This is a genomic window from Yimella radicis, from assembly GCF_054778255.1.
Genome location: NZ_BAAGZR010000006.1, coordinates 70,006 through 90,577, shown reverse-complemented (window position 1 = coordinate 90,577; position 20,572 = coordinate 70,006). Strand labels below are relative to the sequence as shown.

Sequence of the window (20,572 nt, the reverse complement as noted above, 5' to 3'; positions counted from 1 at the left end):
TTCTCAACGGTAACCACGGACGCCCATCCGAACAGGCCCGCGACCGAGCGATTTCTCGCTCGACTTTCCGAGGGGACGACGAACGCCGCACCCGATCGACGGCTGCGGCGTTCGTGAGTCTCGGTGACGTCAGGCGCGCAACTTGCCGGCCAGCTCGACGACCTGGCCCAGGACACTCTTCAGCTCTTCGGCGCGACGCTCCTGCGGACGGAACCCGTCCTCACCGAACTCGGTGAACAGCGACAGTGAAGCCTGCGCGCGGACGACATGCGCGTGCAGGTTGGCCATGATCACACGCCAGGCGCGACCCCGCCCGGCGAGGCGAAGTCGTCATATGCGACTGTGTCGCATATGGAGATCGATCGGGTGTGCGCATCGAACGCGTCCGCACGCACCGCGCTCGGGGTCGACCGCTCACACCGCCGGTACCGCGCCTGGCTGATCGGACTCTGTTGCGGTCTGCTTGCCACCGGCCTTGCCGCGATCGCCCTCGGTGCCGTCACCACACCGATCAGCAGCATCGTCCGGATCATCGGTCACCACACAACCGGCACCCCGGCAACGGCCACGTGGAGCCCGGCGCTCGACGCAATTGTGTGGGAGGTCCGGTTGCCACGCATCGTGCTCGGCGCCGTTGTCGGAGCCGGCCTGGCGATCACCGGCGCGGTGCTCCAGGCGATGGTCCGCAACGTACTGGCCGATCCCTACCTGATCGGCATCAACTCCGGTGCGTCGACCGGCGCCGCCGCTTCGATCCTGTTCGGTATCGGCGCCGGCATGGGCGAGTACGCGTTGCAGGGCAGCGCCTTCGCCGGCGCGCTCGCCGCAGCGTTCCTGGTCTTCTTCATCGCCCGCGGCACATCGCGGGTCACCTCGGTGCGGCTGATCCTGGCCGGGGTCGCGGTGGGTTACGCACTGTCCGCGCTGACCAGCTTCCTGGTGTTCGCGTCCGGGTCGGCCGAAGGCGCTCGGTCGGTGCTGTTCTGGCTGCTCGGTTCACTCGGCCTGGCCCGATGGGACGTTGCGCTTGCAGTCGTCACCGCGGTGGTCATCGGTACCACCGCATTGCTGATCGTGTGGTCGCGCCGCCTCGACGCACTGGCCATCGGCGACGAGACCGCGCTCACCCTCGGCATATCCCCCAGCACGTTGCGCTCCAGGCTCCTGGTCGTCGTGTCGCTGAACGTCGGCGCCGTCGTGGCGGTGTCCGGGAGCATCGGTTTCGTCGGGTTGGTCGTGCCTCACCTGGCCCGTCGCGCGGTGGGGTCGAACCACCGCCACATGCTTCCTGTGGCAGCCCTGATGGGGGCGATCCTCCTGGTGCTCGCCGACCTCGTCGCCCGAACTCTGTTGCGCCCGCAAGAGATTCCGATCGGCATCATCACCGCTCTCGTCGGGGCACCGTTCCTGCTCGTGCTGCTGCGCCGGATGACCGCAGCCCACTGATTCCCGACCACTAGACCCCGACAGAAGCGAGAGGAAATGCATCTCCCACCCAGCCGCCGTTCGCTGATGCCCGCCGTCGTCTGCACTGCCGCGCTCACCATGACCGCCGCGTGCGGCTCACCGGAGCCCACCAAGCAGGAGAGCCGCGCCGGCTATCCCGTCACGGTGTCGAACTGCGGCACCGATCAGAAGTTCGACGCGCCGCCCGAGCGTGGCCTGCTGCTGAAGTCGGCGTCCGTGCCCTACCTCGACGCCATCGGCGCCCTCGACCGCATCACCGCCAAGGCCGGTGTCTACCCGAAGGCCTATTACAACGCAGACACGAACGCTGCACTCGAGCGCATCCCTTCGCTGACGGACAAGATCGACTCCTCCGGCCACCTGCAGATCTCCAAGGAGACCGTGCTCGCGCGGTCACCCGACCTCGTCCTGGGCCACACCGACACCGTGAACCCGAAGACACTCGCCTCGACGAAGGTGCCGGTGTTGGAGGTCCCGGCCCTGTGCGAAGGTGCGAGCAAGCCACCGACCTTCGACGATGTGTACGCCGAACTGCAGACGTACGGCAAGGTCTTCGGCAAGCAGCAGCAGGCCACTCGCGCGGTCACCTCGATGCGCGGGGAACTCAGCAAGATCACGTCGAACGTGCCCGACCGCAAGGGGGCAACCGCAGCCGTGCTGTACCCGACACCCGGCGGCGGCACCACATACGCCTACGGCAACCGCTCGATGGCCGATCCGCAGCTTGCCGCCGCCGGTTTCAAGAACGTGTTCGCGGGTGTCGCCGAACGCGTCTTCGAGATCTCCCCGGAACAGTTGCTCGCCAAGAACCCCGACGTGATCGTGCTGCTGCACAACGAGGGCAAACCGCAGGAGATCGAACGGGCAGTGACCTCGCTGCCCGGTGCCGGACGGTTGGCAGCGGTGCAGAACAAGCGCATCCACGTCCAGTTGTTCAACTTCACCGAGCCGCCGTCGCCGCTTGCGATCACCGGACTGAAGAAGATCGTGAACGCCTTTCCCACCGTGCGATGAGTACGCGATGAGTACGCGATGAGTACGCGGTGAGTACGCGATGAGTGCTGCGGTGGGCGGACTGCACGTGCGCGGGGTGCGCTTGGGTTACGGACGAACCGACGTCCTGCACGGGGTGGACATGGTCGCCCGCGAGGGGCGGGTGACCGGTCTCGTCGGCCCGAACGGCAGCGGCAAGACCACGCTGTTGCGGTTGCTCTTCGGCGCGCTGCGGCCGGCGGAGGGTGAGGTGCTGATCGGCGATCGGCCGCTCGCGCAGTTCGACCGAACCGAACTCGCGAGGTCGATGGCCGTTGTCGTGCAGGATGATTCGGGCGACACGGCACTGAGCGTCGCCGAGGTGGTGCTGCTGGGACGGCTGCCGCATCATTCCGCGCTGGGCCGGTACAGCGACAGCGACCACGCGATCGCGCTGGACGCCCTGCGCCGCGTCGGCGCAGCACACCTGGTCGACCGCGACCTCAGCGAGTTGTCGGGCGGCGAACGGCAACGGGTGATGGTCGCGCGGGCGCTCACCCAACAGCCGCGCTACCTCCTGATGGACGAACCGACCAACCATCTCGACATCCACTTCCAACACGAGATCCTGCAACTGACCGAGCTCAGCCAGACGGCAGTCGTCGTGCTGCACGACCTCAACCTGGCCGCTCGTTACTGCGACGATCTGGTGGTGTTGCAGTCCGGGCACGTGGTCGCGTCCGGAACGCCCGAGGACGTCCTGACCACCGAGTTGATCAAGGACGTCTATGGGGTGCGTGCCACGATCGTGGTCGACGACGGCATCCCGCAGTTCCTGTTCGCTCCTCGGTTCAGCCTTGCGGCGAACCACGGATGAAATAGGTCACCCCGAGCAAACATCGGTTTCCGCAACGTGCTGGGCAGCAGTACTGTTGCGCGGGCTCTGCGCGTCTCGCAGACGCCCCTGCCACCCTCGAACGATGAGGAACTCATGTCTTCGGTTGCTCCGGAATACCCGGACAAGATCGACGGTGCCGTCCTGAAGATCGCAGGTGTCGTCGTCCTCGGCGCCATCATGTCGATCCTCGACATCACCGTCGTGAACGTCGCTCTCCCTGATCTGCAGACCACCTTCACCGGCGCCGACAACCCGCTGCCGTACGCCACGGTCGCGTGGACGGTCACCGCCTACACGCTCGCCCTGGCCACCGTCATCCCGTTGACCGGTTGGGCCGCCGACCGCTTCGGCACCAAGCGTCTCTACCTGCTCGCGGTGGCGCTGTTCACCGCCGGCTCCGTGCTGTGCGCGATGGCGAACAGCATCAACATGCTGATCCTGTTCCGCGTGCTTCAGGGCCTGGGCGGCGGTCTGCTCATGCCGCTCGGCATGACGATCATGACCAAGGCCGCCGGCCCGAAGCGCATGGGCCGCCTGATGGCGATCCTCGGTGTGCCGATGCTGCTCGGTCCGATCCTCGGCCCGATCCTGGGCGGTTGGCTGATCGAGCACTACAGCTGGCACTGGATCTTCCTGATCAACCTGCCGCTCGGCATCGCCGCACTGGTGTACGCGTGGTGGGCCCTGCCGTCCGATTCCCCCGAGCCCACCGAGTCCTTCGACTTCGTCGGCATGCTGCTGATGAGCCCGGGTCTCGCGCTCTTCCTGTACGGCATCTCCTCGATCCCGGAGGAAGGCACGTTCTTCTCGGCCAAGGTCATCGGCTTCGGCACCGTGGGTCTGCTGCTGCTCATCGCGTTCGTGCTCTACAGCTTCAAGCCCGAGCACCCGCTGCTTGACCTGCGCCTGTTTGCCAACCGTCAGTTGACCGTCGCGACCATCACGATGTTCATCTTCGCGGCCGCGTTCTTCGGTGGCCTGCTGCTGGTGCCGACCTACTTCCAGCAGGTGCGCGGCGAGTCGCCGTTCGACGCCGGTCTGCTGGTCGCCCCGCAGGGCATCGGCGCCATGCTGACCATGCCGATCGCCGGTGCGCTCGCCGACAAGATCCCGGTCGGACGCATCGTGCCGTTCGGTCTGCTGGCGATCATCGGCGGCATGTTCGCCATGACCCAGGTCGACGGCGACACCTCGTACTGGGGCTACATCATCCCGGTGCTGTTCGTCATGGGTCTGGGCATGGGCGCGACGATGATGCCGATCATGACCTCGGCGATCAAGACGCTGACTCACCACCAGGTGGCCCGTGGTTCGACGCTGCTGAACATCACCCAGCAGATCGCCTCGTCCGTCGGTGTCGCGATCATGTCGGTCGTCCTCACCAACGGCCTGAAGAACGACAAGCTCGTCTCACAGGCCCAGGGCTTCCAAGAAGCGACCAAGGGCACCAAGGACCCAGCCCTCATCCAGGCGACCCTGTCTAAGTTCCCGGCCGTCGCCGAGATCGTCGCGTCCGCCGGCTCCAACCCGGCCGCCGCTCAGGCCAAGCTCATGTCCGCAGTGTCGGACGCGATGGGCAAGGTCTTCGGCAGCACCTTCCTGGTGGCTGCGATCCTGGTGTCGCTCACGCTGATCCCGGCGCTGATGATGCCGCGCAAGCACGAGGAGTCGCACTTCGCGGACGACGCCGACGGCACCGCGCCGCCGGTCTTGATCCACTGATCGCTGCGATCATTCAACGAAGCGGGTCCGGGTCTTTCCCGGGCCCGCTTCGCTTTCCCGGCCCCGCTGAGCAGAATGGGGCCATGACCACACCCGGACCGCGCACCGACGCCGAGGTGCCCGGGTACCTGTCTCGCCTGGGTATCCCCGGCCTCACCGACATCCACGTCCACTTCATGCCGGACGCGGTGCTGGACAAGGTGTGGAACTACTTCGATCACGCCGACACGAACTACGGGACGCCCTGGCCGATCACCTACCGGCTGCCCGAGGACGAGCGCATCGAGCAGCTGAGGACGCTCGGCGTCCGGTACATCCCCAGCCTGAACTACGCGCACAAGCCCGGTATGGCCACATGGCTGAACGAGTGGAACCGCGAGTTCGCCGGACGGGTGGACGGCGCGGTGCACAGCGCGACCTTCTACCCCGAGCCAGGCGCGGCCGCGTACGTCCGGCAGGCGATGGACGCCGGCGTCAGGCTGTGGAAGGTGCACGTTTCGGTGAGTGCTTTCACGCCCGAGGACCCGCTGCTCGACGATGTGTGGCCGCTGATCGACGAGGCGGGAACGCCGGTCGTGATCCATGCGGGGTCGGGTCCGTTGGCGGGTGAGTTCACCGGTCCGGAGCCGGTGCGCCGGTTGCTCGAACGCCACCCGCGGTTGCCGTTGGTGATCGCCCATCTGGGGATGCCCGAGTACGACGCGTTCGCCGACCTGGCGCAGCAGTACGAACGGGTCCATCTGGACACGACGATGGTGGCGACCGATTTCACCGAACGCCTCGCTCCGCTGCCGGACGGCTACGTCGACCGGCTTGGTTCGCTGAGCGACAAGGTGGTGCTCGGCACCGACTTCCCGAACATCCCCTACGCCTACGCCCACCAGATCGAGGCCCTGGCCCGCCTGGACCTTGGTGATGAGTGGATGCGGAAAGTGCTGTGGCACAACGGTCATCGTCTGATGGGTGCCTGAACAAAGACTCAGGCCAATCGCCGTCATGCCCTCGCCCCGGGTCGCGTTGTGGGCGATGCCCGACTGGAGCGCGGACGGCTTGGATGTCACCGAGTACCTGATCCCATCGTCCGAGGTGCGGCTGCCGTTGCACCACTGAGGGGACGGCGAGGTCGTCCCGTTCGCGCACCTGGTGCTCAACTCCGTCCGGTTGCCCGCCGCGAGCGTTCACGAGTACACCTCTGGTGGGCACCAATTCGTCGGTCTCGCAGGCGAACTCAGCCCCGCTTTGTCTCGCTGATCCTTTCGTCAACCGGTTGACGTGCTGCTCGACGCACTCGTCGCGGGCTGCGCCCCTGCGCCGAGATCTTCGATCGTGACGTTCGTTCCGGCGTCCATGGTCGGGGTGGCCAGTTCGATACGTCCGCCGCGACGCAACCGGAAGTTCTCCTTGGCGTCGCCCATTCCGTCGCCGTCCTGGTAGAACGACCCGGTGCTCTTCAGATGGACGGAGCGCTCGCGCACCTCCACCGTGAAGGTCACCACCTCTCCCATCGCCATCACCCTGAAGATGTCACCCGAACGGTACGCGTCGGTCGTGACCTTCACCGGCGCTTTGTAGCCCGGCGGCGGCGAGGTCCACCCGCTCCAGTCGCTCACTGAGACCTTCAGCGTGACCTCATCGTCCGACGGGGCTTCCCCACCCAGCCGGTCCAGTCCGTCGTCCTGGCACCCGGCGAGTGCGATCGGCAGCAGAAGTACGGCGCTCGAGGCGCGCAGCAGAGCCCTGCGAGAAGTGGTCATGCCGTGTGGACGCCGACGTCCGGGGTCCCGTTCCCGCGCCGCGACAGTTGGCAGGATCAAGCCCGTGGACCTGACCGCTTTCCTTTATTCCTCTGCCGGCGCCGATTGTCCGAAACGCTATGGACCCTGCATGAGAGCTGGATGAAACGTGGATGAAGAGCTCCACCTACTCCAAACGGTCACGGACAGCCATAGGGTCGATCCGTGAATCAACGTGCATTCCGGATGGATGACCTTCCGGCTCCCGCGCCGTATCGCTTACTCACGGGGTTGGTGATCCCCCGGCCGATCGCATGGGTCAGCAGTGTGGACGCCGAGGGCCGACCCAACCTTGCGCCGCACTCGTTCTTCACCGTCGCGTCCGGCAATCCTCCGATCGTTCAGTTCACCTCGGTGGGTCGAAAGGACTCACTCAACAACATCGAGGCGACTGGTGAGTTCGTGGTCAACTTCGTGCCCCGGCGGTTACTGGAGCCCATGAACGCCACCGCCGAGTCCGCCCCGCCGCACGTCGACGAGTTCGAACTGGCCGGTCTCACAAAGACCCCCTCGCAGCAGGTGCGTCCACCTCGGGTCGCCGCATCGCCATCTGCACTGGAATGCCTGCTGCACAAGGTGATTCCCGTCGGAGACTCGTTCATCGTGCTCGGACGCGTGGTGTGCGCCTGGGTCGATGAGGACGTCTTGGACAACGACCGTCCGTGCGAGTGGAACCTCGATCCGGTGGCTCGCCTGAGCGGGTCCCGCTACGTCACCTACGGCGAGACGGTCACGCTGCGCCGTCCCGAGTAGTCAAGCGTGACCGGGTCATGCGGCCGGTCGGTCGGGTGGCGACCAAGGCGTCCGGTATCGCGAAGGTGGAGATCCGTGACGGTGCGGACGGCGCGGTTCTCATGTCGTCCAGCGCACCGGGCCGGGCCTTCCCCGGAACATGAGCTGCGCCCGCAGCCCGTCCTGCCGGACGAACGAGTAGATACTTAGTGGGTTGCCCAATTACCTGAAGGGAATCTCGATGACCTCCGTACTGATGATTCTGTCCGCCGCCGACCACTGGACGCTCGAGGACGGCAGCAAGCACCCGACCGGCTTCTGGGCCGAGGAGTTCCTGGCGCCCTACAACAAGTTCAAGGAGGCCGGCTGGGACGTCGTCGTCGCGACGCCCGGCGGGAAGAAGCCGACCGTCGACCAGACCAGCCTGAGCGTCAAGGGCGGGCTGCTGCCCAACAAGATCGGCACGCTGAAGGACGAACTCGCCCGTCTCGCACCGGTTCTCGACGCGCCGGAGAACCTCTCGAACGTCGACCCGGACGCGTTCGACGTGGTCTTCTACCCCGGTGGCCACGCCCCGATGGAGGACCTCGCGTACGACGAGGTGTCCGGCGCGATCATCCGGAAGCGTCTGGAGTCAGGCCGTCCGCTGGCCCTGTTGTGCCACGCGCCGGCCGCGATCCTCGCCGCTCAGAACGCCGACGGCACCTCGCCGTTCGCCGGTTACAAGATGACCGGCCTGTCGAACGCCGAGGAGACGCTCAACGGTCTCGCCAAGAAGGCGAAGTGGCTGTTGCAGGACAAGCTGGAGGAAGCCGGCGTGCAGTACGAGAAGGCCAAGCTGCCGATGCGTCCGCACGTCGTCGTCGACCGGAACGTCTACACCGGCCAGAACCCGCAGTCGTCCGAGGACCTCGCCGACCGCATCATCGCCGACGTGAGCTGATCGCGTTCGAGTACCGGGGCGGCCGCGTGGAACATCCACGTGGCCGCTCTGCCGTACGGGCCGAGTGTTCAACCATGGCGCAGTGACGTCCTTCAGGCGGGAATCGTGACCACATGGGGGCGATCCTTCGGGGCGAGCCAGGTGTGAATGGCGCTGTCGAACGTCGCCAGCACCGTTCCACGGCTCGCCGCGAGGTTCACCAAGTGCAGATCGGTCACCTGACGATGTCCCATGAGGACCACCGGACTCACCACCGCTTCGACGAGGGTGGAGTCGTCGGGCAGGAAGTTCCAGCGCGGATCCGATCGCATGCCGCGAAGGATTGGCCAGACCTCGGTTACTTCGCGCTGTGAACCGGTGATGACCGGATTCAACAGCATCCGGATCAGTCCCGATTCGGTGACCGGGCAGGTGGCCCATGTCCGGACGGACGCCAGGAAGGTGTGCGCACTGCGGTGGTGCTGGTGGGTCGTCAGCGCCAGAGCGACCAGCGCGTTGACATCGAACAGGACCGGGCGATCATCACTCATCGCGCAACTCTGCGACCAACTCGTCGGTGACGATGACGTCCGATGAACCCACCATGATCGGGAATGGACTGTAGGAGAAATCGACGCTCGACGGGATGCCGGCGCTCAGACCGCGCTGGGCCAGCTGGGACACCGCCGCACCGATCGAGATACCTCGACTGCGAGCCAGGGAGCGCGCTGCAGCCAGCACATCGTCGTCGATCTCCAGTGTGGTCCGCATCACCACATCGTAGCATCAGAGCATCACACTTCAAAGATTACAAATAAGGTGACGCCAGTCCGGGCAACGACCGGACCGCAAAGCAGCCACGTGGCCGCCCGGATGATCCGCGCGGCCACGTGGAAAAGCAAATATGCGCCCATCCCCCGGCCGGCTGTTCGTCCGGGTTGCGGTCAACGCATTCGGGAGTGACGAGGCTGCAACCTCAGTGGCCGCCGGGAAGAACGTCCTTCACCCGATCGAGCAACGACTTGTCCTCGCCGCCCTGCGCCCACGGCGGGTCGTGCGGAAGCGGACCCATCGGGTCGGCGTCCTTCGGCTCCGCCGTGCGCTCGGCCAGCGAACGCTGGATCGCCTCACGCATCGGTATCAAGCGGTGCCCTTCCGGCAGCAGTTCGCGGACCCCCGGCCCGCCGTCGCCACAAACCATGTCGTGGTGCAGGCTCTCGACCAGCGCTTCGACGGTCGGTTTCGGCACGTCGATCAATGTGGCAACGAGTGACCCCACCAGTCCGGTCGGCAGGAGCGGCACGGTGACCTGCGGTCGCTTGAGATCGGCGACGTCGGCGTAGAGGTCGAGCAGATCGGCGTACGGCATCGACTCGGGCCCGCCGACGTCGAAGTGACGCGAGGGGCCGTCGATCGTGAGCGCACCCACCAACGCCTGGATCGCGTCGACGACCGCAATCGGCTGCACGTCGGAGTTCATCCATTCCGGAACCGTCTGCAGCGGCATCCGTTCGCTGACCTGCCGGATGATCTCGAACGACGTCGACGCGCTGCCCAGCAGCACGGCAGCTCGCAACGTGATCACGGTCGCCGGACTGGCGGTCAGGATTCGTTCCACTTCGAGGCGCGAGGTGATGTGCTCGGACAGTTCACTCTCGGGAACGTCGGGGACGATCCCGGACAGGTAGACGACCCGCTGCACACCGTGCAATTCGATTGCGCCGCGGACGAGTTCGGCAGCCTTGCGGTCGTTGTCGGCGAAGTCGTCGCCACCCATCCCGTGGATCAGGTAGTAGATGGCGTCGACGCCGACGATCGCGTTTTCCACGTCGCTCTGATCGAGCACATCCATCTCGACGGTCTCGACCTGATCGCTCCACCACGGGTGGACGTCCTCGTTCGCCGTCTTGGTGGTGCGGACATCGTGGCCCGCCTTCAGCAGTTCGGGCACCAGTCGCCCACCCACGTACCCGGTCGCGCCGGTCACAAGAATCTTCATCGTTCGTCTTCCTCTCGGTTCGGGTCGTGCCGCGGGGTCCAGGCACGACGCATCGCGACGCGGCGCCGCGTCCGGGCGGGGAGGACGCTGCTCGGCCTGTCACCGGCCGATCGAGCGGCACCGCTGTCACCGGATGCCGTCCGAGGGTGCCGCGGCACCCATCCGTCACCGTAGGGGACACCGGCACCCGCCAAGGGTCAGCGCAGGTGCTTGTCCAGGTTGCGTGCGAAACCATTGCCCATCTGGGTCATCACGACGGTCATCGCGGTGCGGACCGCCGGACCCATGATCTTGGGGAAGGGCATCCGTGCGGTGATGTCGATGTCGATGCTCAGGTGCGTACCGCCGTCGACGGGCGTGAGGGTGTAGATGCCGTCGACCGCAACGAGCTCGTCGCTTCGCGCGGGGTCGTGGGAGTAGGAGATCCCTTTCTTGGGATCGAAGTCCATGAGCGCGGTGAAGACCGGCTTGAACTTCTGGTTCAACACCGGGACAGAGGTCATCTCCCACAGCCAGCGGTCGCCGTCCGGGGTGATCCGGTGCACCAGCGGGGTCAGCTTCTGCAGGGTCTTCGCGTCGGTCAGCACCTCCCACAGAGCGTCGACGTCGTACGGCACGGTCTCCTCGGAGACATTGCGTGCGGAGAATGAATTCACGGCGGAAGCCCTTCGGGACGGTGGGTGTTCCACACTAGGAGCTACCGACCACCCAGAGGAGTTTGCAGCAGATGCGTCATTCGTCACGCCTGACCGAGATCGCGGGGCGCTTGAAACAGCTGCCGTGGCTACGCCCGGTGGACCGCGATCACTGGCAGACACCCGCCGAATTCCGCCGCCGCCAGCTTGTCTCGCTCGGCACGCTTGTCGTCGGCGCGCCGGTGTTGCGGACGGCGCTGCGCCAGCCACCCGGCAGCCGTTCCTTCCAGTTGTGGACCGTGGCGCTGGCCGGTGTCTGGACCGCCGGCGCGTTGGCGTCCGGACCGCTGCATGTTGGGCACTCCAACTCCTCGCGCGGACCGGTGCGGCCGATCGTGCGACCATTGGCGATCGGGTCGGCAGCGGTGGCGGTCTTTACTCTCGGTGGCATGGTCGTCGTGCAGATCCCTCTGCTGCGCAAGGAGATCGAGAGCGTCGTGCAGCACGCGCGGGTCGGCGACCTACGCATCGTGGTGCCGCTGACCATCGCAACGGGCGCCGCCGAAGAACTCTTCTTCCGAGGCGCGTTGTACGCAGCCACCCCGCAACCGCATCAGGTTGCGGTGACGACCGTCGTGTACGGCACGACCACCCTGGCGACGGGCAACCCGATGCTGGTGTTCGCGTCCGTGCTGCTGGGTGGACTCACCGGTGTTTCACGGCGCGTGACCGGTGGCGTGCTGTCCCCGATCATCGTCCACGGCACCTGGTCGACCGGGATGCTGGTGATCCTGCCGAAGCTGACCGAGCGGGCGGCCGCATGGGGCGAACTGCTGATGAGCCGCCGGTCGGGCCGATGATCCTGGTCACCGGAGCAGGCGGCTACATCGGTAGTCGTCTGGTACCACGGCTGCTGGCCGACGGACATCGGGTCCGCGCCACCTTCACCAACGTCTCGCGCGCGAATTCGCTGTGGTGGCACGAGGATCCGCGGGTCGAGACCGTGCAGATGGACGTTTTCGACTCGGCTTCCGTCGACGCAGCAGTGGAGGGTGTGGCGACGGCGTACTACTTGATCCACGGACTGGCTGATCGTGATTTCGAACGGCTCGATCGCCTGGCTGCGGAAACATTCGCGGAAGCAGCAACCCGCGCGGGTGTGGAGCGAGTGATCTATCTGTCGGGTCTGGTGCCCATGCTCCCGGCGTCCGAACTGTCGCCCCACCTTCGGTCGCGACTCGAGGTCGAGCAGGTGCTCACCACTCGTGCACCCTCGACGGTGACGCTGCGCGCAGCAATGGTGATCGGCGGTGGATCCACCTCACTGGAGATCATGCGCCAGTTGAGCAATCGCCTTCCAGCACAACCACTTCCGACGTGGATGAACTCTCGCCTCCAGCCGATCTCTGTTGTCGACGCGCTCGAAGCCCTGGTCGGCGCACTGGATCCGCGCGTGCCCTCCCGCTGGTACGACATCGGCGGACCCACCGCGATCGGATACGGCATGTTGCTGTGGGAGTTCGGCCGAGCCGCCGGCCTGCGTCGACGTCCGCGCGTGTTCGTGCCGTTCCTGCCCGAGCCGCTCGTCGCCGACCTCGCAGGCGCGCTCGTCGGCGCGCCGGGCTCGACGGTCGAAGCGCTCATCGACAGCCTCTCCCACGACATGGTCTGCGCCGATGACGACTTCGTGACCGACCTACTGCCCCCCGGATGGCAACTCATGCCCCTACGGGAGTCACTGCAGAGGGCGATCGTCGAACCCGATTCCGTTTGTGACCAGCGAGATCCGATGCAGCGTATGCCCCACGACGCAGTATGGACGGCGTCTTCGGACGGGATGGTCCGAGGGTTGACTCGAGGTTTGATTCGCCTGACGACGCGCTGACCGCTTCTCCCGTCCCGGCTTGCTGAAGGTGGGTCTGGGAAAGATCGCGCCGAATTCGTCCCGTCGTCCCTTGCCGGTCACAGCGCCGACGTCGCACACATCGGAGTGGGTCAGTTGGGCATCCAGAGCGAGCAGTACATCCGCGATTACTGGGCCGATACCGTCCAAGCCGTCGGTGCCAGGGAAGCTGTGGACGCCCGCCACGCTTGATCGTCGACAGCACTCCCCGATTGCCGGGGATCTCCAACAGCTTCCGCAGCGCTTCGTCGCTCATTGCCTCACCATGGCTCCGGCCCACAGAAGCGACCCGAAAATCGGATGCGCCCGAAAGAGGGATGCGGTTGCATCGAGACATGACCAGCAACTATCCGGCGCTCCACGAGCCGACCGTCAGCGAACTGCCGGACCTGCTCCACGCGCTGGCGTCCTGGCAACACGACGGGCTTCCTGTCCAGTTGCACCCGGCAGACCTGGGTTGGCAGTGGCGTTTCGGTGCGGAGCAGGTCGCACGGTCGATGCGGGTCTGGAGCATCGACAGCACTCCCGCCGCCGTCGCCTTCGTGGATACGGACGTGCCCGAAGGTGAAGCAGCCGTTGCCCGCATGGCGATGGCTCCCGACTTCGCAGTCGACGAACGACTGGCTCGTGCGCTGGTGCACGACCTGCCCGCTCCGCAGCGGATCGGACTGCCCGGCGGAATCAGCATCATCGAAGCTCGCTTCGGTGACGCGTTCCGAGCAGAACTGACGGCACAGGGTTGGATAGCGGACGAGCCGTGGACGCCCCTTCGCCGGGCCCTGTCGCGGGAGGTGGCGCCGTGCGGATTGCGCATCGAAACTGTCGAACCGGGCAAGCCGGACGACCGGGTCGAGGTTGAGACCGCTGCGTTCGAGAACTCCACCTTCACCGTCGAACGGTGGCACACCATGGCGCAGGGCCCGGCGTACGCGAACGCGCGATGCCTGGTCGGGTACGACGAGAACGGTGCTGCCGTCGCTGCCATCACGGTGTGGTCGGCGGGCCCCGGACGGCCGGGTGTCATCGAGCCGATGGGCGTGCATCGCGACCATCGCGGACGCGGTCACGGACGAGCGATCACTGTGGCCGGTGCGGCAGCACTGCGCGAGATGGGTGCCTCGAGTGCACTGGTCGCCACGCCGGCGTCGAACGAAGCCGGAGTCGCGACGTACGTGTCGGCCGGTTTCGAAGCCGGCACGCCCGTTCCCGACTTCGTACGCCCCATGAACTAACCGAACCGTCGCCGATTCCCTTCTGAGACACCTTCGGTCATAGCGTCCTTCCACGAGACGAAGGCCTGACCGATGGGCGGCGACATCACCATGCTGCCCGCGCTCACCCCGATCCACACCTTGACCTCGAACGAGGGCAGCATCTCGGCGAAGCCGGACTCACGATCAGAGCGACCAACGCCTCACGGATGCTGTCGTTGGTAACACCACCGGAGGTCGGCAGCAGTCATGTGGTTGCCCGAACGAGGGCGTCAGTCCTTGTCGGACGACGAATCGTCCGCGTCCTCGTCGGTGGCAGGGCCTTCCGGCATGGCGCCGCCTTCGCCGCTCCAGTCGCTTCCCACCTCGTCGTCATTGGCGGGGTCGGAGACGGTATCGGGCTGAACCTTCGGGTCTTGTTCGCTCATGGGCACAACTCTGCTGCGCTCGACGCGCCCGCGCAACACCCTGGAGCAGTAGTTGTGACCTGGATGGCCAGATGCGAGCCGCACCACCAGATGTGGACCGCGTCAGCGACGGGCGGCCAGTGACTCGAACAACGCGCAGTACTCCTCGACCATGCGCTGCTCATCGAATCGGGCGACCGCGTCCGCTCGGACGTCGGCACGGTCGAGATCGCGGACGCGGGACACGGCGTCCGCGAGTCCCGCGACGAGATCGGCCGTGGCGGTTCCTGCCTCACCCACCAGCACCCCCGACCGCTCGGAGACGACTTCGCGCAGACCGCCTCGTCCGATGGCGATCACCGGGGTGCCAGACATCATCGCCTCGGCGGCGACCATGCCGAACGGCTCGTCCCAGCGTGGAGTCACGAGAATCGCAAGGCTCGAGCCGACGATCCGGGCGGTCGCTCGTTGATCCAGGTGACCGGCATGACGAACGCCGTCGCCGAGCAACGGCTCGACGTGGTCTCGGTAAAAGGCTGCGTCCGCGATCGGGCCCACGATCGTGAGCAGCAGCCCGGCAGTACGGGCCGCTCGGATCGCGAGGTCGGTGCCCTTCTCTGGGGTGATTCGCCCGACCCAGACGAGTTGCTCTCCACCTGAACCGAATTCGAACAGACACGACCGCACACCGTTGTGAATCACCAGCGGTTCGATCGGGAGCAGACGCCACATGCTCGCAACCGCCTCACTGACACCGACGTACACGGCATCGTCCGCGGCGAGCGAGACACCGATCTCTGCCAGCGGGTACGGCGGGCAGTGCAACGTCGTGACCATCGTGCTGGGCATGGCCCGGCTCATCGCCAGCGGGAAGTGATGCAGGCTCTGGTTGTGCACCAGATCGACCGGTCGTCGCACGAGGTCGGCCATCGCCCAGGACATCGCGGCATCGTCCCGCCAGAGCCCGGCCAACGGTTCGTCCTCGGGTGTGCGGATGGTGGGAACCTGTGCGTACGTGGCCAACTCGTCCGCAAGACGAGGATCGGTGCCGGGCTGTGCGTACAGCCGAACCGTGTGTCCGCGAGCGCGCAGACCCGCGGTGAGCGACGCCGTCTGTGCTTCCTGGCCACCGGCGAACGGTTCACGCAATGGGTTGCGAGTCGTGGCAAGAACCGCGATGTGCATGGCATCCGATCGTCCGTCCCGCCCTGCGTCGCTGCACCGGTCGGGCGGATGAAGATCGGTGAGCCGAGGGACAACGCTACGGCCAGCGAGCACTTCATCGACGCCCCGGTTGGTCGGCGGGCTGTTCGCGCGACCGGAACAGCCAGGTTCGGCAGGATCTCCAGGACTTAGGCTGACCTCGCCGGACGGCCGGATCTCAGGTCGTGTGGAAAACCTCGATCCGTTGTCGGTGACCGCGGTAAGAATCGTGCCGACGAGAGGACAACCACGTGAGCACGAAGCGCCACAAGCAGAAGCCCCGAAGGCGGCAGCCCCACACAGGAGCCGCTTTCGGGCGCGACGACAACCGCCGGCACTCCAACGACGACCCGGCGGACGCCGTCCGTCTGCTGCTGCAGGATGCGGCCGTGGCGTTGCAGGTCGATGATCTGACTCGGTTCGACGACAACGTGGTGATGCTGGCGGCCCAGTGCGACCGACCGGCCACGCGTGCGACCGTGCACAGCCAGGTGCGACAAGCGCTGGAGGATCGCCTGCAGGTGGCGTGGGACAGCGGCTGGCAGCCCGCCGATATCCATCGGATGGTGCTTCGGCGCTCGACCAAACCGGTTGCCGACTTCACGCTTCGGGTGATCGAGCATCAGTTGCGCAGCTACGCGCGAGACACGATCCATCCGGGCTGGCGAGCTCAGATCGCCGAACTGCGTGAGGGCGCCGAGTCGCCGCAGGATCCGATCATGTCCTATCGCGCGGGCGGCATGAGTTGGCTGGCGATCATGGACGCTGCGGCTCGTTGCCTGCACGTGCTCCTGATCCTGCCGCCGGTGCAGATCATCGGCCCGCGGCCCGGCGAGTGGGTGAAGTCGATCGATCCGCAAGAGACCGAGGTGGACGATCGGATCCTCACCCGCGTCCGGATGCTGTTGGCGAAGGCGGAGTCGACGCCGTACGAGGCCGAGGCCGAGACGTTCACCGCCGGTGCCGCCTCACTCATCGCACGGCACCGCATCAGTGAAGCGATGCTCGCGGCGTCGCGTACCGACCAGCCGAAGGACGGTGCCAGCGCGACCCGCATCGGCGTCGAGAACCCGTACGAGCAGCCCAAGGTGCAACTGCTCAACGCGGTCGCCGAGGCGAACTCGTGCAAGGTCGTGTGGAGCAAGGAGCTCGGTTTCGCCACGGTGGTCGGCTTCCCGTCCGACCTGTCGGGTGTCGAGTTGCTCTACACCTCGCTGCTGCTGCAGGCGACCAACACGATGACGGCGGCCGGGCAGCGATCGGTCCAGGGCGCCCACCGCCGGTCGCGGTCGTTCCGTGCCTCATTCCTCAGCGCGTTCGCCTTTCGCATCGGGGAACGATTGCAGGAAGCCACCGATGTCGAGGAGCGTTCTGCAACAGCGGAGTTCGGCGGAGCAGCCCGCGGAGAGCGCCTGCCGGCTCTGGTCGAACGCGACCAGCACGTCACCGACACCTACGAACGGCTCTTCCCTCAGGTCGTACAGACCAGGTCGCGGGCGAGGTTTGACCGGGAGGGCTGGCACCACGGCCGGCAGGCCGCGGATCAGGCCGACATGCGCTCCCGCGCCGAATTACGCGGGTGAGGGTGTGCGCATGATTCGCCAATGGGCTTGCGGTGGTCACTCAGGACGATGACTTCGACGCGTTGCATGATCTCGGCGCACTCGAGGTCATCAAGGTCTGAGTGAGCATCGACCCGAATTGACGCCCAGGGCTGATCAGGGTGCGGACCAACCCTCGCGCCCGAGGTTTGTGCAGATGCACGCCTTGTTGCCGTCCACATCCTGCAGGACGACGTACGCCGGCGATCCGTCACGGACGACGGTGCCACCGGCATCCACGACCTGCTGGATGCGCTGTGCAGCGATGTCATGCGGCACCCGGACGTCGAGGTGGGAGCGCTGCTCGTCGTCAGGCTCCCGGTGCTGGAACCACAGCGTGGGTCCGATGCCGGCCTGGCCGTGGACCTCGTCCCCGTCGACCTCGTAACCGAGGGCGGCTGCCCAGAAGGGGGCGATCTTCTCGTGGTCCGGTGTGTCGAGGGCGATCTCGAAGATCGACCGGTCTCCCGTCAGCGAGCAAGCAGGTTGAGGATCACCGTGAGGATGATCGAGGCGACGATTGAGAACAGGATCATGCCCACGCAGCCGGCGGTGCCGCCGAGCGGGCGGACGCGGAATCGGGGTCCAGGTTCGGTCATCCGGCAACCCTCGCACAGGGAGTCACCGCGCCAGTGCTCAGCGAGCGGGTGGCTCACCCGAACCAGGCGTGCCGACAGCGCAAACAGCCCGACGCTGCACCGATTCCCCAACCCTGGACAAACCTGCTTCCCGCAACCGTCGAATCGCCCCGGCCGCGTTAGGTTCGAAGGGCCCGCCACCGCCTCAGCAATGGAGACACCATGTCCACAGGCCGTACTCTCGCCCGCGTCGCACTCGGCTCGTTCCTGACCTTCGCCGGCACCGGTCACCTCACTTTCGCCCGCCAGGAGTTCCAGGCTCAGGTGCCCGACTGGTTCCCCGCCGACAAGGACGCCGTCGTCCTCGCGTCCGGCGTAGTGGAGATCGTGCAGGGGCTGGCGCTGATCTCCGGTTGGAACCAGAAGACGGTCGGCAGGATCATCGCAGCGTTCTTCGTCGCCGTGTTCCCCGGCAACATCAGCCAGTTCCTGGAGCAGAAGGACGGTTTCGGCCTGGACACCGACACCGAGCGCGCCGTCCGGCTCGCGTTCCAGCCGCTGCTGGTGGCGTGGGCCCTCTGGGCGACGAACCAGGGTGACGAGGAGACTGAGTTCTCACAGAAATCGAGCTGATTCAGGCAGAAATCACAATGCAGACCGTCCTCGGTGCGAACGGGCAGATCGCCGAAGAACTCGCCCGCGAGCTGTACCGCAACCACACCCGCGACATCCGCCTGGTCCAGCCGCAACCCGAAGAAGGTTCACGACACCGACGAGCTCCACGCGGCCGATCGATACCGCGGCGACAACCTGTTCAACCCCTCGAAGTTCGACGCTCGGTTCCCGACTTCGAGGTGACGACGTACCGCGAGGCATCAACCAGGTCATTGGGGTGAATCAACCCCGGTTGTCACGGGCGCGCTGCTTGATCTCGGCGATCACCTGACCCTTGGCGTCCGAGTACGCGTTCATGTCCGGCCAGTCCTGAGCGACTAGGTCCCGCTTGGTGCGTTCGTACAGTTCTCGATCGCCCTGGTCGGTGCGCAGTCGGTCGCGCAACAACAGGTAATCATCAGCGGCCACGTCGCCGGTCTCGAGGATGTGCACGTGCACGTCGAGTTCGGGGGTGCGCACGAGCCGGTGTCCGGGCTCACGAACCCGCAACATGTAACCGGTGTCCAGGAGTTGCGGCAGGTAGTCCTCTTCGGCGGTGACGTCGTCGACGACCACGAGGATGTCGATGATCGGCTTGGCCGCGAGTCCGGGCACCGAGGTGGAGCCGATGTGTTCGACCTGCTTCGCGGTCTCCCCCAGAGCCGCCCTGATGCGATGCTCGTGCTCGGTGGAAGCGCTGGTCCAGGACGGGTCGTATTCCTCGATGACGAGGTCGCGCTTCTCCACTCCGCCGACGAGTTCGACGCAGGTGACGTCGGGACCGCGGCGGCCGGGATTGGGAGACTCAGTCATGCGGCGAGGTTAACGTCCGGTGCGCTCAGCCTCATGACCCAGCACGAACGCCCGTTCGTACTCGAGAAGCTGCTTGAACTCGCCGTTGCGCACCATCTTGTCCAGCCGTTGATGCTCGCCGCTCCTCCTGGTGGTCGTGATGATTCCGACCGCACCGACGGAGCATCGACCGACGGGAGTCGTCCGTGCGTGAATTTCGGGGTGCGCCATGCCCTACGTGCCGAGCAGTTCGTCGACCTCGGCCCGTAGTTGTTCGGCGTGACGGGACACGACGGCCCAGACGAGTTCGTAGTCGACTGCGTCGTACTCGTGAGCGAGGCGGTTGCGCATGCCGATGGCCCGCCGCCACGACGTGTCTCGGCGATGCTCATCGAGGAACGCCTCGGGAAGCCGCCGCACCGCTTCGCTCAGCTTGAGCACGAGAGAATCTGCAGCAAGCTTGGGCACCTCGAGGTCGGGATCACTGTCGTACCACTCTCGTCCACGTGCCGCGAGCTGCTCAGCTCTACGGCACAGTCGTGAGATGTCGGACAGCTTGTCGGATGTCCCCGGGGCCGTACCTCTCGTCCAGCAAACTCACAGCGGCACCGAGGTGCGATCGATCTCGTGCCCCGACCAAACTGCCCGAGCAGTCACCAGATCCACTGCGCAACCGAGCAACTGCTCCAACTCGTCGGCGGCATCGATCAGGTCGAGCACGTCGCCGTCACGGCCGATCTCGACGACGAGGTCGATATCGCTGCCCGGAGTGTCATCGCCGCGAGCCACCGACCCGAACACCCGCGCAGACGTGAGGCCGTGACCGGACAGGATCGCCAACACCTCGGCACGGTGATGCTTCAACAGTTCACTCGGGCGCGGCCGGACGGCATCCCGCAAGCGATCCAGCATCTGGGGGGACGGACGTCGGCGACCGGTTTCGTAGGCGGCGATGTTCGGTTGCGCAACACCGCTGCGGCGGGCCAACTCAGCCTGACTGATTCCCGCAGCGGCACGTAGTTCAGCAACCGTCGACATCAGGTGATGATATCTCGTGATATGGATCGTGGACGTTGGAATCTA

The 20,572-nt window shown here is 66.1% G+C and carries 25 protein-coding genes; 13 read left to right on the top strand and 12 right to left on the bottom strand.

All coding sequences use genetic code 11. The features are described 5' to 3' along the window. Positions 1–129: 129 nt before the first annotated feature. Positions 130–288, bottom strand: coding sequence for a hypothetical protein (locus ACYU8W_RS04185; protein ID WP_239700709.1), 159 nt, complete (start codon positions 286–288; stop codon positions 130–132). A 63-nt stretch (positions 289–351) separates the two neighbouring features. On the opposite strand from ACYU8W_RS04185, the gene ACYU8W_RS04180 reads away from it, so the two are divergent. The 5 genes from ACYU8W_RS04180 to ACYU8W_RS04160 all read left to right on the top strand — a co-directional run bounded on the left by ACYU8W_RS04180 (position 352) and on the right by ACYU8W_RS04160 (position 6,030). Further along, complete coding sequence (locus ACYU8W_RS04180; protein ID WP_499466883.1) at positions 352–1,446, top strand: FecCD family ABC transporter permease; 1,095 nt, start codon at positions 352–354, stop codon at positions 1,444–1,446. Between the two features lie 36 nt (positions 1,447–1,482). Continuing rightward, the gene (locus ACYU8W_RS04175) at positions 1,483–2,481 is read left to right on the top strand and encodes an ABC transporter substrate-binding protein (RefSeq protein ID WP_499466881.1); all 999 of its coding nucleotides are present in this window, start codon (positions 1,483–1,485) and stop codon (positions 2,479–2,481) included. A 40-nt stretch (positions 2,482–2,521) separates the two neighbouring features. Further along, on the top strand, positions 2,522–3,316 hold the full coding sequence (locus tag ACYU8W_RS04170) for an ABC transporter ATP-binding protein (RefSeq protein WP_499466879.1): 795 nt from the start codon (positions 2,522–2,524) through the stop codon (positions 3,314–3,316). A 114-nt stretch (positions 3,317–3,430) separates the two neighbouring features. Next, positions 3,431–5,059 carry a DHA2 family efflux MFS transporter permease subunit gene (locus ACYU8W_RS04165; RefSeq protein ID WP_499466878.1) on the top strand — a complete coding sequence of 543 codons (1,629 nt, stop codon included), beginning with the start codon at positions 3,431–3,433 and terminating at the stop codon, positions 5,057–5,059. Positions 5,060–5,142: 83 nt separating this feature from the next. Continuing rightward, complete coding sequence (locus ACYU8W_RS04160) at positions 5,143–6,030, top strand: amidohydrolase family protein (RefSeq protein WP_499466876.1); 888 nt, start codon at positions 5,143–5,145, stop codon at positions 6,028–6,030. Between the two features lie 288 nt (positions 6,031–6,318). On the opposite strand, the gene ACYU8W_RS04155 is transcribed toward ACYU8W_RS04160, so the two are convergent. Continuing rightward, a complete protein-coding gene (locus ACYU8W_RS04155) occupies positions 6,319–6,813 on the bottom strand; it encodes a hypothetical protein (protein WP_499466874.1) in 495 nt (164 codons plus the stop codon). Positions 6,814–7,017: 204 nt separating this feature from the next. Between ACYU8W_RS04155 and ACYU8W_RS04150 the strand changes: the two genes are divergently transcribed. The 3 genes from ACYU8W_RS04150 (at position 7,018) to ACYU8W_RS04140 (ending at position 8,527) form a co-directional block, all read left to right on the top strand. Beyond that, complete coding sequence (locus tag ACYU8W_RS04150; RefSeq protein ID WP_499466872.1) at positions 7,018–7,605, top strand: flavin reductase family protein; 588 nt, start codon at positions 7,018–7,020, stop codon at positions 7,603–7,605. A gap of 17 nt (positions 7,606–7,622) precedes the next feature. Then, a complete protein-coding gene (locus tag ACYU8W_RS04145; protein WP_499466870.1) occupies positions 7,623–7,748 on the top strand; it encodes a hypothetical protein in 126 nt (41 codons plus the stop codon). 77 nt (positions 7,749–7,825) lie between these two features. Beyond that, positions 7,826–8,527 (top strand): type 1 glutamine amidotransferase domain-containing protein, encoded by a 702-nt coding sequence (locus ACYU8W_RS04140; RefSeq protein WP_499466868.1) that lies wholly within the window; start codon positions 7,826–7,828, stop codon positions 8,525–8,527. Between the two features lie 92 nt (positions 8,528–8,619). On the opposite strand, the gene ACYU8W_RS04135 is transcribed toward ACYU8W_RS04140, so the two are convergent. The 4 genes from ACYU8W_RS04135 to ACYU8W_RS04120 form a co-directional block, all read right to left on the bottom strand. After that, positions 8,620–9,057 (bottom strand): TA system VapC family ribonuclease toxin, encoded by a 438-nt coding sequence (locus ACYU8W_RS04135; RefSeq protein ID WP_239700693.1) that lies wholly within the window; start codon positions 9,055–9,057, stop codon positions 8,620–8,622. Continuing rightward, the gene (locus ACYU8W_RS04130) at positions 9,050–9,277 is read right to left on the bottom strand and encodes a type II toxin-antitoxin system VapB family antitoxin (protein ID WP_239700691.1); all 228 of its coding nucleotides are present in this window, start codon (positions 9,275–9,277) and stop codon (positions 9,050–9,052) included. Before ACYU8W_RS04130 ends, ACYU8W_RS04135 begins: the two co-directional genes overlap by 8 nt. A gap of 205 nt (positions 9,278–9,482) precedes the next feature. After that, positions 9,483–10,505 carry an NAD(P)H-binding protein gene (locus tag ACYU8W_RS04125; protein WP_499466866.1) on the bottom strand — a complete coding sequence of 341 codons (1,023 nt, stop codon included), beginning with the start codon at positions 10,503–10,505 and terminating at the stop codon, positions 9,483–9,485. 197 nt (positions 10,506–10,702) lie between these two features. Further along, entirely contained in the window at positions 10,703–11,161 is a 459-nt protein-coding gene (locus ACYU8W_RS04120) for an SRPBCC family protein (protein ID WP_168990201.1), read from the bottom strand. A 71-nt stretch (positions 11,162–11,232) separates the two neighbouring features. On the opposite strand from ACYU8W_RS04120, the gene ACYU8W_RS04115 reads away from it, so the two are divergent. From ACYU8W_RS04115 to ACYU8W_RS04105, 3 genes are all read left to right on the top strand, one after another. Then, positions 11,233–12,000 (top strand): CPBP family glutamic-type intramembrane protease, encoded by a 768-nt coding sequence (locus ACYU8W_RS04115; protein ID WP_499466864.1) that lies wholly within the window; start codon positions 11,233–11,235, stop codon positions 11,998–12,000. Next, positions 11,961–13,025 (top strand): NAD(P)H-binding protein, encoded by a 1,065-nt coding sequence (locus tag ACYU8W_RS04110; protein WP_499466862.1) that lies wholly within the window; start codon positions 11,961–11,963, stop codon positions 13,023–13,025. Before ACYU8W_RS04115 ends, ACYU8W_RS04110 begins: the two co-directional genes overlap by 40 nt. A 353-nt stretch (positions 13,026–13,378) precedes the next feature. Then, a complete protein-coding gene (locus ACYU8W_RS04105; protein WP_499466860.1) occupies positions 13,379–14,275 on the top strand; it encodes a GNAT family N-acetyltransferase in 897 nt (298 codons plus the stop codon). Positions 14,276–14,526: 251 nt separating this feature from the next. Here the strand turns inward: ACYU8W_RS04105 and ACYU8W_RS04100 are convergent, their stop codons facing one another. Together ACYU8W_RS04100 and ACYU8W_RS04095 are read right to left on the bottom strand one after the other, a co-directional pair. Next, entirely contained in the window at positions 14,527–14,682 is a 156-nt protein-coding gene (locus ACYU8W_RS04100; protein WP_499466858.1) for a hypothetical protein, read from the bottom strand. 102 nt (positions 14,683–14,784) lie between these two features. Continuing rightward, entirely contained in the window at positions 14,785–15,846 is a 1,062-nt protein-coding gene (locus tag ACYU8W_RS04095; protein ID WP_499466856.1) for a glycosyltransferase, read from the bottom strand. 269 nt (positions 15,847–16,115) lie between these two features. Between ACYU8W_RS04095 and ACYU8W_RS04090 the strand changes: the two genes are divergently transcribed. After that, positions 16,116–17,447: a DUF2786 domain-containing protein gene (locus ACYU8W_RS04090; protein ID WP_499466854.1), complete on the top strand. Its 1,332-nt coding sequence runs from the start codon at positions 16,116–16,118 to the stop codon at positions 17,445–17,447. A 135-nt stretch (positions 17,448–17,582) separates the two neighbouring features. Here the strand turns inward: ACYU8W_RS04090 and ACYU8W_RS04085 are convergent, their stop codons facing one another. Continuing rightward, the gene (locus ACYU8W_RS04085) at positions 17,583–18,080 is read right to left on the bottom strand and encodes a VOC family protein (protein ID WP_499466852.1); all 498 of its coding nucleotides are present in this window, start codon (positions 18,078–18,080) and stop codon (positions 17,583–17,585) included. A 185-nt stretch (positions 18,081–18,265) separates the two neighbouring features. Between ACYU8W_RS04085 and ACYU8W_RS04080 the strand changes: the two genes are divergently transcribed. Next, a complete protein-coding gene (locus ACYU8W_RS04080) occupies positions 18,266–18,676 on the top strand; it encodes a DoxX family protein (RefSeq protein ID WP_239700671.1) in 411 nt (136 codons plus the stop codon). 264 nt (positions 18,677–18,940) lie between these two features. Here the strand turns inward: ACYU8W_RS04080 and ACYU8W_RS04075 are convergent, their stop codons facing one another. The 3 genes from ACYU8W_RS04075 to ACYU8W_RS04065 all read right to left on the bottom strand — a co-directional run bounded on the left by ACYU8W_RS04075 (position 18,941) and on the right by ACYU8W_RS04065 (position 20,527). Beyond that, on the bottom strand, positions 18,941–19,510 hold the full coding sequence (locus ACYU8W_RS04075; RefSeq protein WP_499466850.1) for a GrpB family protein: 570 nt from the start codon (positions 19,508–19,510) through the stop codon (positions 18,941–18,943). A gap of 213 nt (positions 19,511–19,723) precedes the next feature. Continuing rightward, positions 19,724–19,930, bottom strand: coding sequence for a HepT-like ribonuclease domain-containing protein (locus tag ACYU8W_RS04070; RefSeq protein ID WP_499466848.1), 207 nt, complete (start codon positions 19,928–19,930; stop codon positions 19,724–19,726). Positions 19,931–20,086: 156 nt separating this feature from the next. Further along, positions 20,087–20,527 carry a helix-turn-helix domain-containing protein gene (locus tag ACYU8W_RS04065; protein ID WP_499466846.1) on the bottom strand — a complete coding sequence of 147 codons (441 nt, stop codon included), beginning with the start codon at positions 20,525–20,527 and terminating at the stop codon, positions 20,087–20,089. Positions 20,528–20,572 lie beyond the last annotated feature (45 nt).